Source organism: Enterobacter sp. Ap-1006, assembly GCF_011752835.1.
Taxonomy (GTDB): Bacteria; Pseudomonadota; Gammaproteobacteria; order Enterobacterales; family Enterobacteriaceae; genus Cedecea.
Map to the genome: position 1 here is coordinate 145,381 of NZ_VWWU01000002.1, position 13,878 is coordinate 159,258.

Below are 13,878 nucleotides of genomic sequence, written 5' to 3' on the forward strand. Positions count from 1 at the left end.
TAATCTTTAACCGACGCTGTGTTCGAGGCTGATGGCTAATAATTTTTGTGCTTCCACCGCGAATTCGAGCGGTAACTCTGAGAACACGTCTTTGCAGAACCCGTTGACGATCATCGAGATGGCGTCATCTTCGCTGATGCCACGCTGCAGGCAGTAGAACAGCTGATCTTCACCAATGCGCGACGTGGTGGCTTCGTGCTCCAGCTGGGCCGTGTTGTTGCGGCACTCCACGTACGGGAAGGTGTGCGCCCCGCTGTCCGGCCCGATCAACATCGAGTCGCACTGGGTGAAGTTACGGGCGTTGGTCGCGGTGGGCATGATTTTCACCAGTCCGCGGTAGCTATTCTGGCTATGACCGGCGGAGATCCCTTTCGAGATGATCGTCGATTTGGTGTTCTTGCCGATGTGGATCATTTTGGTGCCGGTGTCCGCCTGCTGATGGCCGGAGGTCAGCGCCACGGAGAAGAACTCGCCGATGGAGTTATCGCCACGCAGGATCACGCTCGGGTACTTCCAGGTGATGGCAGAGCCGGTTTCTGACTGTGTCCAGGACATCTTGCTATTCTCACCTTCGCACAGGGCGCGCTTGGTGACGAAGTTCAGGATGCCGCCGGTGTTGTTATCCCCCGGGAACCAGTTTTGCACCGTGGAGTACTTCACTTCCGCATCGCGGTGAATAATCACTTCCACTACGGCGGCGTGGAGCTGGTAGCTGTCGCGCACTGGTGCAGAACAGCCCTCGATGTAGCTCACATAGCTGCCTTCATCCGCCACTAAAATAGTGCGCTCGAACTGACCGGTTTTTTCCGCGTTGATACGGAAATAGGTGGACAGCTCCATCGGGCAGCGCACGCCTTTCGGGATGTAAATAAAGGTGCCGTCAGAGGCCACCGCGGCGTTAAGCGCGGCGAAGAAGTTATCGTTAGACGGCACCACGGTACCCAGGTATTTTTTGACCAGTTCCGGGTAATCGTGAATCGCCTCGCCGAAGGAGCAGAAGATAATGCCCTGCTCGGAGAGTTTTTCGCGGTAAGTGGTTGCCACAGACACGGAGTCAAAAATGGCGTCAACCGCCACTTCGCTACCTTCGCGCACCGGTACACCAAGCTGCTTAAACGCGTCTTCGACTTCGTTAGTCAGGAAAGCATTAGGTGGCTGTTGCACCGCTCCGGGCTGAGACGCACAGGTGTCGTCGCAGCTCCCGCAGGATGGCGCAGAGTAATAGCTGTAATCCTGGTAATTCAGTTTGTCGTAATTCGCCTTCAGCCAGTGCGGCTCTTCCATTTTCAACCATGCATGGAAGGCGTTGAGACGAAACTCCAGCATCCATTCGGGCTCGTTACGACGGGCAGAGATTGCCCGAACCACCTCTTCATTTATGCCCTTCGCCAGCTGCTCAGTCTGCAGCTCGGTGAAAAAGCCCTCTTTATAATTGAGGTTGCCGGTCCAGGTTTTGACATCGTCAGTTGCTTCAGTATTACGAGACATAGTACCGCCTATACCCCAAAGCTTTCGCCGCAGCCGCATTCGTGCTGCGCTTTCGGGTTATTAAATTTAAAGATCTGATTCAGGCCTTCACGCACGTAATCCACTTCCGTGCCGTCGATAAAAGGCATGGCGGAGAGCGGCACCCACAGGCGCGCGCCGTCAAACTCATAGACCAGATCGTCCGGCTTCGGCTCGGTGACCGTGTCCAGCACGTAGCCAAAGCCAGCGCAGCCCGTCTGTTTGATACTCAGTCGGATGCCTTTAAGCTCGGGTTGTTTGGCGGCCAGATCGCGGATATGCGCGCTGGCGGCCGGGGTCAGGGTCAGCCCCTGCCAGGCAAAATCATTGGGATCAAAGGAACCGGTTTGCACATCCATTCTTCACCTCATTATTCTCTGCGCCCGAAGGCCGATACCCTTATGTTAATGATAACAATTATCAATACAACGTTATGAAAACAGGGGTATTCGCGAAACGCTGGTTTTTTGGGCGTCTTTACTAAGGATAGACCGTCATGAAACTCTTGCCGATGGCGAAAAGAGCTGTTTAAGCCACTGGTGTAAAAGGAAATATCAAAGATGAAAAACGCCTGAACCGGGCAAGACAAAAGATGTATAGAAAATATCTATTTATGTGATTGGAAGCGCACTGAATGCGAAATTAGCGCCATAAAGTACCAGTAATTTTCAGTTTTACGGGAACAAGAAGAGGTGCGGTCGCAGTGGGATTAAGGTATCTGTCCAGAAAAATTCGCCCCCTGGTTACCAGGGCATAAGGTTAACCAGGGGAACTGAGTTAGCTATGTTGAGCTGCATTACCACTCAAAGTTGACTGCCGCATTGTATGTCACGGCCTTGAAGTCTTCGGTATTGGTTGAAATCCCGGCCTTTGCGGCGACATTTTCATTGAACCGATATCCGCTACCAATGGCCATCGCGCTGGTAGATTCATACCCGCCTAGCGAGCCAGAAAGGTTGAATTTGCCAACGCTGTAGGGCTGGAAAAGCCCTGAGAGCGCCGCCTGGGAGGCAAACCCACGCTTCATTTTGTGATCCAGTTTATCCACGCGGTTACCGAGATGGTTAAGATCGCCATTAAGCTGGGTGATGGAGTCCTGGAACTGAGCATTGCTCCTGGCCTGACTCTGGTTAATGGTATTCTGCTGCGTATTCAGATTTGCCTGAGACTGGTTAATGGCCCCCTGCTGATTGTTCAGATTTGCCTGAGTCTGATTAATGGCCCCCTGCTGATTGTTCAGATTTGCCTGGGTCTGATTAATGGCCCCCTGCTGATTGTTGACGTTAGCCTGGTTCGCATTAACCGTAGACTGCTGTTGATTCACCGCATTCTGCTGGCTATTTACGCTGTTCTGGTTCTCATTCCACTCGGCCTGCTTGACGTTGGTGGCATTCTGCCGATCGTTGAGCATTTTTTGTTGGTCATTGACTGTCTGCTGTTTTTGAATGCTTTCATTCAGCGCTGAATCAATGGTATCGACGTTATTTTTAATATCACCGAAATTTCCATTGGTTTTATCAGCATCAGCATGGGAGTTACTGGAAGTCACGTCTGATGACCAGTCCCCCCATTCAAGAGCAGAGACAGACTGGGTGACTAATAATCCAGAAACAAGAAAAGCCAACAAAGACTTATTATTCATTAAAATTACTCCATTATTATAATTAAACCATTACTGTGCGGAGAAATTATTCATAAATAGAATTAACAAGGCAACACAGAAATAATGATAAAAATAGCCTGAAGTGAATATTCTTAGCCATAAAAAATAAAATTAACTCATTGTTTTTAAAACAATAAAAACAAAAAAATAACAAATTATACATAAACAAACACATCAAAAACCACCAGACTTTCAGAATTCACCTCGGGCAAAAGTGGTAAAAAATCGATAATAAAAATCAGATTTAGCAATAAGAGAAAACCATACACATAACAAAAAAAACAAGATAAATAGATGAGATGAAGATCAGTTAGCTTTTATTGACGACTCTCATTACCTTCCATCGCTTTAACGTCAAATTTCCCGCAGCCTGTATGCGACAGGCTAACCCTCTGCCCTGAGATAAGAATGGCGTGAAAATATTCCGATTTATCGACTATCCTCCTGTTAAGAAAAAAGGGAGCTTGTCCAATGCTAAAAATGATTATGGTCACCGCCCGCGATCGCGTGAGGCTGCAGGAAATCACCGGCGTTTTCCTTCGCTATGGATTGCAGGACATTGTGCGTTTGCTGGGCCTGGCCTCGCTGCATGACAAAATACGTGGCGGCAGCCAACACGATGCTTTACCGATGCCGCAGCGCCTGTGCGCGGCGCTGGAAGAACTGGGCCCGACGTTCGTTAAGCTCGGGCAAATCCTCTCGACCCGTAGCGACCTGCTTGAACCCGCCTGGACGGAAGCGCTTAGCCAGTTGAATTCGAGCGCCAGCCCTCTGCCCTGGCCAAAGCTTGAGCCCTTCGTCGTGGCGACGCTTGGGGCTTCGCCTGCGGAGGTTTTCGCTACCTTTGATGAAAACCCGCTCGCCAGTGGCTCGATAGCACAAATTCACCGGGCCAGGCTAAAAAACGGCGACGAGGTTATCGTCAAAATTCAGCGCCCCGGGATTGAAACAACCCTCAAGGCCGACCTGCGTTTACTCCGTTACCTGGCGGAAAGTCTGGAGCAGCAGAGCGCGGGGCTGGCTCGCTTTCAGCCGGTGATGCTGGTGCGTTATCTGGAAAACGCCCTGAATCAGGAACTGGATTTTTGCCATGAAGCAGCCAACGGGGAAAAGATTTATCAGTTTTTCGCCGACAACGACGACGTCGTCATCCCCAGGATTTATTGGGACTGGTGCCACCCTACGCTGATGGTACAGGCATTTTTGCCCGGCGTGGCGCCGGTTGACGGCCAACAGCTTGCCGCCGACGGGTTTGATGGCCCCTTGTTGGCGCGTAAAGGCGCGACAGCATTTATCAATATGCTCTTTGACCTACGGACTTACCACGCAGATCCGCATCCCGGCAACGTCATGGCCCTGGCGGGCAACCGGGTCGGCTTCATTGATTTCGGCATGGTGGGAAGCCTGAGCCAGGCGCGACGCGACGAGCTGCTGTCGCTGATTTATGCCATCAGCGAGCGTGACGCCAGCGGGATTGTCGATGCCCTCATCGCCTGGAGTGGCCAGGAGACCGTAGATCTTACCGAACTGGAACTTGCAGCCAGCTATTTTCTGCAAAAACAGGGCAATATCCCGCTACAGCTGGGAAAAGCGCTGACCGATATGCTTTCCACCGTCCGGGAATTCCAGCTGGCGCTGCCGCCGGATTTGGTTTTATTGTTTAAGGCGTTGATCACCGCGGACGGCGTATTGCTGAGAATGGATCCGCAGTTCGACATTATTCGCATTCTTCGCCCGGTGATTAAGCGGGAGCTGTTAAAACGCTATACCCGCCTCGGGAGCCGCAGACGCCTGCTTAAACTCGGCAACCAGCTTCTGGAGGGAGGTGATTCGCTGCCGCAGACCCTACGTCTGGTGATGCAAAGGCTTCGTCACGGTAAGCTGCACGCGGACATTAACGTAGAGAATATTAACCAGCTCGGAAAGTCGCTGGAGCGAGCGGCCTCTACTCTGGCGCTCGCCATTGTTTTAGCCGCCCTGACAATCGCGATAGCTCCATGGCTGCTCGGGTTGAACTGGACGCTGTTTGGCATCCCATTTTTCCCTGTACTCGGCTTGTTGTGTGCTATTGCGGGAAGCGCATGGCTGGTTATTCGGTTGTTAAGGCAGTGAGCTGAATGCCCACTTAGCCCCTTCTGCTCAGTGGGCGTCAGGATTCACTCCCGTTCAGCGACTCGCAAAAGTCTGACACCTGCTCCTGGGTGACATTATCCCCGGCAACCAGCCCAATCTTCTTACCCGTATTATCGAAGAGATAGAGATAGTCATATGCTCCCCCCTGAACAAAATATCGATGCTGCTGCACGATAAGGTTGCCTTGATATTTACCGCTAGCCACAATGCAGATAAGGCTCCCATCAGTGACATAGCGCTGATGGTGGCTGGCAATATCCAGCGCGTGGATAGCCGCCGATGTAGCCCAGGCCGCCGTTTCAAAATAGAGCGTTTTGGCATCCTGCGAAAGTTTCAATCGGCTAAAGCCATACAGGGTCTTCTTCGGATCGGCATCAGATGCAGCCGTCAGCAGAATCTCCTGCTTGCCGGATATCGTATTTTGGGCAGTTATTTGTTCACCGCCGACATAATCCTCAGTGCCTTTTGTCTCAGCATCCCCCTGGATGTAATAGACCATCTTCCCACCGGGTGCCTCGACTTTCTCTACTGGCGAAAGCGCCGCCGTGGCTGACAATGGAATAAGCATGGCTGCTGTTAAAATTCTTAAATTCATTTTTCCTACTTTTTGTCAAAGTAATCGTTTAATTATGCTTCAGTACCAGCACGATAAACATCAATAAATGGATGATATTCAGCCCGACATGAAATGCCACGGCACCCCATAACCGCCGGTTCCACATCCACGCCATATATGAGCCCAGTCAGCAGCAGCAAACCAGGGATGATGCTGAGCGGAAATTTGCCGCATGAACTCAAAGCAATCAATGCCGGGCTACTAATGCGGCTGTGGGTATGGCTATTCGACGTCAGCTACCGTCCAGATCTGCTTCAGAGGCAGCTCGGCCTTCAGCGAAGCATCCAGTTTGTCGTAATGCAGGAACAACTGTTCCAGCAGATCCTGCTGAGTCCACAGGCGCATGCGGAAAAAGCTGGACGCCAGCTCCTTTTGCACATTCTGACGGAAGCCACCCCAGGAAATAAACAGCCCCTGCGAAGCGTTAAATTTGGTCATCGCGCCCATCAATTTGTCCACGCTCGGCCTGTCGATTAAACCATCTCCCGATTTCACTTCAACGCAGATCCTCTGGGTGCCAAACTCCATCGGGCCGTCACCGGCCAGAATATCTACCCCACCGTCGGCCCCTTCCGGGCTTTGCCAGCAGGTGAATCCCTGCGCTTCGAGAATAGCGGTGACCAGCCGGGTAAGGTTATGGCCTTTGAACCTGGCTTCAATCAGCTTAACGATCTGGGTATGGCCGAGTTCTTCGATGTCTGAGTCTGCCTGTTCATCTACAGCTTCATCGTCTTCCACAGTCACGGGCTGACTGGCCACAATCTGCTTTTTACTCTCCGCCTGCCAGCCATTTTGCTCCATCTGCTGTAAACGCGCCTCGGCGTTATTGCGCGTGATACGGCAGATGGTCATAAAGGCACCAAAACTGTAGAGCAGATCCTGGGAGAAGTGCGCCCGGGGCACCGGCTCTTTTTGCCACTCAACGCCGTGCCAGTGGTAAAAAGGGTTGTTCCCTTCGGCGTCGTGCCTGTAGCCGGTAGTAATTTTACCGGTATAGATCACCGGCTGAGTCTTGGACGGCAGGATCACCCTGTCGCCCGGCTCCATGGCGTGGCCGAACGGCCATATCTGGCTGGCATGGTTAACCAGCGCTTTGGGCTTTGCGTCCGGGTACAGCGAGCCAAGCAGCGTAATCAGCCCCTCACGATTGCGGATGTCATCCAGCGCGTGATTTAACCCATCCCAGGTAAGCCAGATCCGCCCATCCTGAAGAAATTTCTGCTCGTACTGCCCCTGTGAGCCAGCTCTGACTAACCATACAGCCATTTATGCCCCCTGCTTTTTGGCTTTTGTTTTGCGTTTCGGCGTGGTTACCTGCCGCTCCGCTTTAATACGCTCCAGCAACGCCGCCGCGCTGTTTTCCCCGCTGATAAGCTCCGGGTTGTCCTTACGCCATTGTTCGGTCAGCTCGCCGCGAAATGCTTTGGCAAGAATCGACTGGGTAAGGTTGTTAACCCGCTTTTGCGCCTCCGCCACCTGTTTTTCGATATTGTCGGCCCAGCCAAAGAGTTTTTCGATGTGAACAATGATCTTTTTTTGTTCATCTAAATCTGGAAATACAATATCAAAACCAGGAAGTACAGATGTATTTAAATAGGGTTGATCTGAACCTTGAAGATTGTCCTCAACAACTTTCTTGAATTCATTTGATTGCATAATAAAATATATATACTGAGGGAAAATATCATTTCCACTTGTATCTAGAACTCTCAATCTTGCTACCCTTTGGTATAAGGTTGAAGGTAGATCCTCCAATGTAATCAATGCAACTTTCAGTAAGTTATTAGTAATCGGTCTATTAAGTGCAAGAACGATATCATCAGCCAAAAGTGAATAGTCGCAATATTCATCAGCTAAAGAAAAATCAATACATGTTCTCTTATCCCAACGAGTCTCACCATACCCAACATTAGTAATCTGCATCAGTTTACTTCCTTCAGAACTATACTGCGATTTTTTAAATGCTATTCCAGATATAATTTCAACTAATGTTCCCAACTTTTGAACTTTAAGTTTGTTTACATGGGTTAAAGAACCACTTAAAGCCGCACTTAGCACCGCCTGACGAAAGAGTTTCAGGATAGCAAAAACGTTATCGAGTCGGGTTTTGATACTTTCGACTGGCGCTAAAAGTAAATCGAGCTTTTCAACGATTTTTTTCTGTTCATTTATTGAAGGAAATAATATTTCTTGGGCATAGGCATCATCTCTATTTAACCCAGGAATGGCGGTAGAACGATTCAGTTGATCTAGAGGAAGGTGTTTTAGTTGATAGAACCAGTAATTAGCTGGCTGATCGTAAAACTCATCAACAAAATATGTAGTGTCGATAGGAAAAAATGGAAGGTGCGATATATTCACTTCACCATAAGATCCTTTACGCCCTACAATCAATCCCGTAGAGGTAACAAGTGGGGCTGAATGCCCGCCAACAACACCATTAGAACCATATACCGGATAGATCCCACCATCCCTTGACTGTGTTGGAAGAGATTTTCCATATTTAAGTTCAACTATTTCTCCCAGAGTTGTATGAACCCAACCCTCCGGCAATCCCTCTAACACCTTACCCATCACTTCCCTTCCCCCAGCAGCGCATCCAGTAGCACCTTCTGGGCATCGGCCTCGTCGCCCGCGCCCAGGTCGCGCATCAGGGTATCCAGCTCGCCCAGGGCCTGCACCAGCTCGCTCATCGCTTCCCCGGCCAGCACGGACGGCTCCGGCAGGCTGGCGGCGTCCACGCTGCAGTTGTCTTTAAGCCAAGAGATATCCAGCGAATCGCCTTTAGTGTCGCGGATCCAGTCGCGGCTAAAGACGCGCCAGCGGCTGGTGATCAGCCTGTCGGCAACGTCCTGGTTTTCTGCGCTGTCGGGGGCGTCAATCTCTGCGGCGTTAAAGCTCCACTCGCCCTCTTCACGGGGGCTTTGCCCGTTCGCCTCTTCTCCATAAACGGTTTCAAACGGCTTCAGGTGACTTTCGGTAAACGGCGTGCGCTTGCCGAAGCTCGGCATATTGGTGCGTAGATCGTAAACCCAGACGTTTTTAGTACAGTTTTCGTCCTGGAACTTATCGGTGGCGCTGCCTTTGGTGAAGAACAGCACGTTGGTCTTCACGCCCTGGGCATAAAAGATCCCGGTCGGCAGGCGCAGAATTGTGTGCAGGTTGCATTTGTTCATCAGGTCACGGCGCACGCTGGTGCCGACGCCCGCCTCAAACAGCACGTTATCCGGCAGCACCACGGCGGCGCGCCCGCCAGGCTTCAGGTTACGGTAGATATGCTGTAAGAACGCCAGCTGCTTGTTGCTGGTTTTATGGGTGAGGTCATCACGGGTAATACTCGCCTCGCCGCCTTTAGAGGTGCCAAACGGCGGGTTGGCAAGAATGATATCGGCCCGTGCCAGATGAAGCCCCGCCATGCCCAGAGCGTTGCCCTGGTGCACCACGCCCTCTTCATCCCCTTCCATCCCGTGCAGCAGGCAGTTCATCAGCGCCAGGCGACGAGTGGACGGCACCAGTTCTATGCCGACAAAGGCCTGGTTCTTCTGGAATGCTCGCTCTTTAAGGGATAACGTATAGAGATCGTCGGTGATGCGCTTGATATATTCGTGGGCCGCAATCAGAAAACCCGCCGTACCGGCCGCCGGATCCTGAATCACTTCTCCTGGCCGGGGCTTGATGCAGCGCACCATGCTGTTAATCAGCGCGCGTGGGGTAAAGTACTGCCCTGCACCGGACTTGGTTTCCCCGGCGTTTTTCTCCAGTAACCCTTCGTAGAGATCGCCCAGGCCATCTTTCTGGGCGCTGAACCAGTCGATCTGGTCGAGGGTACGGATCATCTGTTCCAGGTGGCGCGGCTCGCGCAGGCGAGTTTGCGCATCGGCATAGATAGCGCTGATGAGCTTATCGTCATGAACTTTATGGCCTTCAGCATCTTTCCCGGTGGAAAGGCTGAACAGCATCTGCTTATAGTCGTTCAGCAACACCAGACCGGACTTCGCGTTCAGATCGGTCCAGCGGCAGCCCTCCGGCAGGATATGCTTGTCCAGAGTTTCCGCTTCGGTATTTTCATGCACCATCTTGATAAACAGCAGCATCACCAGCTCGCCGACGTAATCGCTGTAGTTGATGCCGTCATCGCGCAGCACGTCACAGAGGTTCCAAAGCTTTTGTACGATATCGTTATTGCTCATTTTTCGTCCTGAAACCGCCCTCTGTATAGGCAAAAGGCGGCTGATGAATGGAAATAATGGGGCCGGAGTTTAGCAGAGTCAGGCGCTTTTGGGCGGCCATATTACCTCGTTTAGTGCATCGAGCACGCTGTCGAGCCTGTCTGATAAAGTTTTGTTCAGCTGTTTCGCTCCACCGTCATCGGCAAAGCACTGGTTGACGAACTGTTTGTCGATAATCACTTCATGGACCAGTTGTTTTGCCAGCCTTTCCAGCCATTTACGCTGTGGTACCGTCCAGGCATGGCTGGAGTAGATAACGTTCATCGCCTGCGCAACGCGCTGTTCAAAAGGCACCAATGGCTCACCCAGCGCTGCGCGGCGGATGTGACCAATAATGCTGGCGGCAATATCCTGGTTAGTCTGGTTGCGTACCGCCGTGCGAAGTTTAACTTCGCTATAGCCCGCGTCATCCAGCAGCAGGCGGATCTCCTTCAGCTGCTGGCGGGTAAGATCGCGCGGGCGGTTGACGACTACCGAAAGCGCCGCCGACTTGTTTATCTGCTGGCGGATAAACTCACTGAAGCTATCCAGATAGTCCTCTGGCTCGGCGTGAACGCCATAGCTTTGGCTGCGCTCGCGCATCTCATCGTAATGCTCAGAAATCACCGGACGCCAGAAGGTACCGGCAATCTCTTTTACCTCATAAAGCTGAGCCAGCAGGCCGCTATTTTTACGCAGAAACTCTGCGGCCTGGCGCGCGCCAATGGTATGCAAATGCTGATGCAGTACTTTAGGCTCGATGCCCCAAAGCTCATGCAGCTCATCCAGTTTCTCTTTTAACTGTGGATTGGTTTCGGCTTTCTTTTCGGCCTTACGCAGAACGCGCATCAGCTTCTGGCTAAGCTGGCTGAGCACCACATCTGCCTGAGTGGCACCCGTTTCGTCTCCCGGCTGGTTCAGCGCCTGCTCAAGCGTGTCCGGATCGGTCAATTCGTCCACCAGCTGTTCCAGCGTGATATCCGGGTTTTTCACCAGCGGTTTCATGGTGTCAATGTCGGCAAGCGTTTCGTAGAGATCAACCGGATCGTAAATACGAAATACCGTTTTGCCGATATCATCGCAGCGGCGCGTTGCCCTGCCTTTCATTTGCTCATATAAAATGCGCGACTTAACCCGGCGCATAAATACCAGATTGCTTATTTTCGGAACATCAATACCCGTTGTTAACAGATCGACAGTAATCGCGATATTGGGATAGCGCTCGTTTTTATAGAGGCTAATAAGCGTGTCGACTTTGTCACTTTTACCGGTGATTTTTTCAACCGCTGCCTGATTGTAGTTTTCGTATTGCGCCAGGAAAGCCTCATCGAGCAGGCGTTTTACCATGTCCGCATGTTTATCCGTCACGCAGAAAATAAGCGTTTTCTCTTCCCCAAAGGGATCAAGCTCCTGGGCAAGCTGCTGGCAAATTACCCGGTTAAAGTTTTCACTGATCACCTGGCGGTTAAAAGCATCCACCTCAAAATCGAGTTCATCGTCCAGCTCATCCAGCTCGACTTCTCCGGTATGCGTATTCACGGCATGAACCTGGCTGCCACGTTCAAAATGAATCCCGTTTTGCGTCAGCAGGGTTTGATAGCGGATCGGCGGCTCATGGTCGATAAGCCAATCATCGGCGACGGCTTCACGGTAGGAATAGACATAAACCGGCCTGCCAAAAATCTCGCTGGTATGCTTTGCAGGCGTTGCCGTCAGCGCAATTTTGACGGAGTCAAAGTAATCAAGGACGCGGCGATAGCTGGAGAGATATTGCTTAACCTCGCGTGTGGCGAGCTCGCCTTCGGTCATCTCCTGATCGAGGGTATAGCCTCGGTGGGCCTCATCCACAATGATGCAATCATATTGATCGACTGGCGGTGGGTCATCTGAAGCAAAGACCCTGCTGACCATCGCCTGCACGGTCGCGACCTGTACCCGGGTTTCCACTTCCGGGGCCATATCGGCCATTTCGGCAATATTGTAGGTTTGGGCCAGCGTCAGGTTTTGCTCAAGCGGCGCTTCTTTGAAGTCATCCGTCGCCTGAGTTCCCAGCGCAGTTCGGTCCACAAGGAACAAAATGCGGTTGAAGCGTTCAGTTTTCAGAAAGCGGTAAATCAAGCCGATGATGGTGCGCGTCTTACCGGTTCCGGTTGCCATCGCCAGCAGCGCCGTGCGAATGTTCTGCGCCAGCGTACCCTCAACAGCAAGAATCGCTTTTTGCTGGTAGTCACGTAGCCGTAAATAGCCAAAGCTCTCTTGCTCAAGACGCTGCTCTGACTCTTCTTTACTGCGTTTAAGTTTATCGAACAGCCCTTCTGGCGTGTGGAATTGCTGGAGCGCCCGGCGAAGGTTTTGATGTTCACGAACGTCCCTGAACCATGTACCGGATTGCTCTGCTAGTTGTGGTACCCAAGGCCTGCCATTGCAGGAATAGACAAACGGGACAAGGTAATGCCCGTCAGATTCATCAGCCCAGGCCACGCTTCGTCCGGCCAGTTCCCAGGCACCAATCATCGGACCACTAAGTTTAAAACCTTTACTGTAGCGTTCGGCCTGCGGAATTTTACCGGCAACGTTTTCGTTTTCTCGTTTTGCTTCAACAACGGCAACTGGCGTCAGCCCGTAAAATAAAACATAGTCCGCGCGGCCTTTGATGCCTTTATGTTCAGTTGGCCACTCGGCAATCGCTTTATTCGTGTTCTTTTCCGGACGGCAACCTTTTGCCCACGTCATCTCTTTACTGTCCGCCAACCAGCCTGCCTCAGCCAGTTTCTGATCGATAAGGATACGCGTAAGCTCTTCGTTAAGGACAATATACTTACTGGCACGTCTTGTTTTCTGCGCAAACTGCTGTTTTTGAGCCGTGGCCTGTTTTTCGTCCTGGGCGATGAGCTGAGCCTGAAGAGCTTTAAGTTTCGCCTCATAATCCTGACGGAGCTGCTCCAGTTTTATTTCCTGCACTTTTGCTTCTTGTGCCAGAGACCTGGATTCTTCGTCCATCTCATAAGCCAGCGCTTCATATTCCGCCTTCTCTTTTGCCAACAGTTCCTGAAGCTGCTGGCTGGAGTCGAGGTGAACGCTGGCTGCATTTAGCTCGCTTTTGAGATTTTCAATTTCTGACTGAAGTTGCCTTAGCTGGAGACTAGGATCTTTGGGCGCAATAAAAGGACCAGGTTTAAATGCCGTACCTTGCTGCCCAAAAGACTGGTGAAACCATATTGCCAACGCTCGCGCTACTTTTAACCCATCCAGAGCCTCTCTATGTTGAGTCCTGAACTGATGCGTCGCTTTATTCCCCTCCACCCGCAGCGTGTGGAATAAATCCTTTACCACTGGCTCCAGTTTTAATTCCCGCTGCAAGCGAAAAATAAGCTCTGCCTGCGTTGTCTGCTGGTCAAACTCAACCCCGACCAAAGCCGCGATATGTTGGGCCAACGCTTCACCTAGCTGGCGTAATTTGATTAGCGTGGTATTAGGATCGTTTGGAAAAATGGTTTCTGCCGCAGAGGCTATTTGCACAAATAAAGGATCGTGCTCTGCAAGAAAGGCAAAATTGGCTGACGTAACGTTGGATACGGATGTCAAAACGAGGCTCCCTTGATAGCAGGCGAGATCATTACATTATCGGTATAAAAGACAGAAACTTGAAGAATGCTGGGAAGATCATACGGTTAAGAAAAGAGAACTTACCTGCCAAATATCAAGTTTGAATTAAGTAAACCATTATTCACATATGATAGCCGATAATGGCT

At 51.3% G+C, this 13,878-nt stretch carries 9 protein-coding genes; 1 reads left to right on the top strand and 8 read right to left on the bottom strand.

What is annotated here, in order from left to right:
• Nucleotides 1-6: 6 nt before the first annotated feature.
• From sufB to F3J28_RS08045, 3 genes are all read right to left on the bottom strand, one after another.
• The gene (gene sufB, locus F3J28_RS08035; protein ID WP_008456512.1) at nucleotides 7-1,488 is read right to left on the bottom strand and encodes a Fe-S cluster assembly protein SufB; all 1,482 of its coding nucleotides are present in this window, start codon (nucleotides 1,486-1,488) and stop codon (nucleotides 7-9) included.
• An 8-nt stretch (nucleotides 1,489-1,496) separates the two neighbouring features.
• On the bottom strand, nucleotides 1,497-1,865 hold the full coding sequence (gene sufA / locus F3J28_RS08040; protein ID WP_039292468.1) for a Fe-S cluster assembly scaffold SufA: 369 nt from the start codon (nucleotides 1,863-1,865) through the stop codon (nucleotides 1,497-1,499).
• Between the two features lie 437 nt (nucleotides 1,866-2,302).
• Complete coding sequence (locus tag F3J28_RS08045) at nucleotides 2,303-3,148, bottom strand: YadA C-terminal domain-containing protein (protein ID WP_008456516.1); 846 nt, start codon at nucleotides 3,146-3,148, stop codon at nucleotides 2,303-2,305.
• A gap of 492 nt (nucleotides 3,149-3,640) precedes the next feature.
• Here F3J28_RS08045 and F3J28_RS08050 point away from each other — a divergent pair, with 492 nt between their 5' ends.
• A complete protein-coding gene (locus F3J28_RS08050; protein ID WP_166874788.1) occupies nucleotides 3,641-5,281 on the top strand; it encodes an ABC1 kinase family protein in 1,641 nt (546 codons plus the stop codon).
• A 37-nt stretch (nucleotides 5,282-5,318) separates the two neighbouring features.
• Here the strand turns inward: F3J28_RS08050 and F3J28_RS08055 are convergent, their stop codons facing one another.
• The 5 genes from F3J28_RS08055 to hsdR all read right to left on the bottom strand — a co-directional run bounded on the left by F3J28_RS08055 (nucleotide 5,319) and on the right by hsdR (nucleotide 13,711).
• Nucleotides 5,319-5,897 (bottom strand): hypothetical protein, encoded by a 579-nt coding sequence (locus F3J28_RS08055; protein WP_166874791.1) that lies wholly within the window; start codon nucleotides 5,895-5,897, stop codon nucleotides 5,319-5,321.
• Between the two features lie 243 nt (nucleotides 5,898-6,140).
• On the bottom strand, nucleotides 6,141-7,184 hold the full coding sequence (locus F3J28_RS08060; RefSeq protein ID WP_166874794.1) for a restriction endonuclease: 1,044 nt from the start codon (nucleotides 7,182-7,184) through the stop codon (nucleotides 6,141-6,143).
• Nucleotides 7,185-8,492 carry a restriction endonuclease subunit S gene (locus tag F3J28_RS08065; RefSeq protein WP_166874797.1) on the bottom strand — a complete coding sequence of 436 codons (1,308 nt, stop codon included), beginning with the start codon at nucleotides 8,490-8,492 and terminating at the stop codon, nucleotides 7,185-7,187. It abuts the gene before it with no gap.
• Nucleotides 8,492-10,108 carry a class I SAM-dependent DNA methyltransferase gene (locus tag F3J28_RS08070; protein WP_166874800.1) on the bottom strand — a complete coding sequence of 539 codons (1,617 nt, stop codon included), beginning with the start codon at nucleotides 10,106-10,108 and terminating at the stop codon, nucleotides 8,492-8,494. The genes F3J28_RS08065 and F3J28_RS08070 overlap by 1 nt, the downstream gene beginning before the upstream one ends.
• Before the next feature lie 78 nt (nucleotides 10,109-10,186).
• Nucleotides 10,187-13,711, bottom strand: a complete 3,525-nt coding sequence (hsdR, locus tag F3J28_RS08075) for a type I restriction-modification system endonuclease (protein ID WP_166874803.1) — start codon at nucleotides 13,709-13,711, stop codon at nucleotides 10,187-10,189.
• Nucleotides 13,712-13,878: the final 167 nt, after the last annotated feature.

Excerpts from the sequence above, each read along its gene's own strand:
- sufB (WP_008456512.1), bottom strand. The coding sequence starts at position 1,488 with ATGTCTCGTAATACTGAAGCAACTGACGATGTCAAAACCTGGACCGGC.
- sufA (WP_039292468.1), bottom strand. The coding sequence starts at position 1,865 with ATGGATGTGCAAACCGGTTCCTTTGATCCCAATGATTTTGCCTGGCAG.
- F3J28_RS08045 (WP_008456516.1), bottom strand. The coding sequence starts at position 3,148 with ATGAATAATAAGTCTTTGTTGGCTTTTCTTGTTTCTGGATTATTAGTC.
- F3J28_RS08050 (WP_166874788.1), top strand. The coding sequence starts at position 3,641 with ATGCTAAAAATGATTATGGTCACCGCCCGCGATCGCGTGAGGCTGCAG.
- F3J28_RS08055 (WP_166874791.1), bottom strand. The coding sequence starts at position 5,897 with ATGAATTTAAGAATTTTAACAGCAGCCATGCTTATTCCATTGTCAGCC.
- F3J28_RS08060 (WP_166874794.1), bottom strand. The coding sequence starts at position 7,184 with ATGGCTGTATGGTTAGTCAGAGCTGGCTCACAGGGGCAGTACGAGCAG.
- F3J28_RS08065 (WP_166874797.1), bottom strand. The coding sequence starts at position 8,492 with ATGGGTAAGGTGTTAGAGGGATTGCCGGAGGGTTGGGTTCATACAACT.
- F3J28_RS08070 (WP_166874800.1), bottom strand. The coding sequence starts at position 10,108 with ATGAGCAATAACGATATCGTACAAAAGCTTTGGAACCTCTGTGACGTG.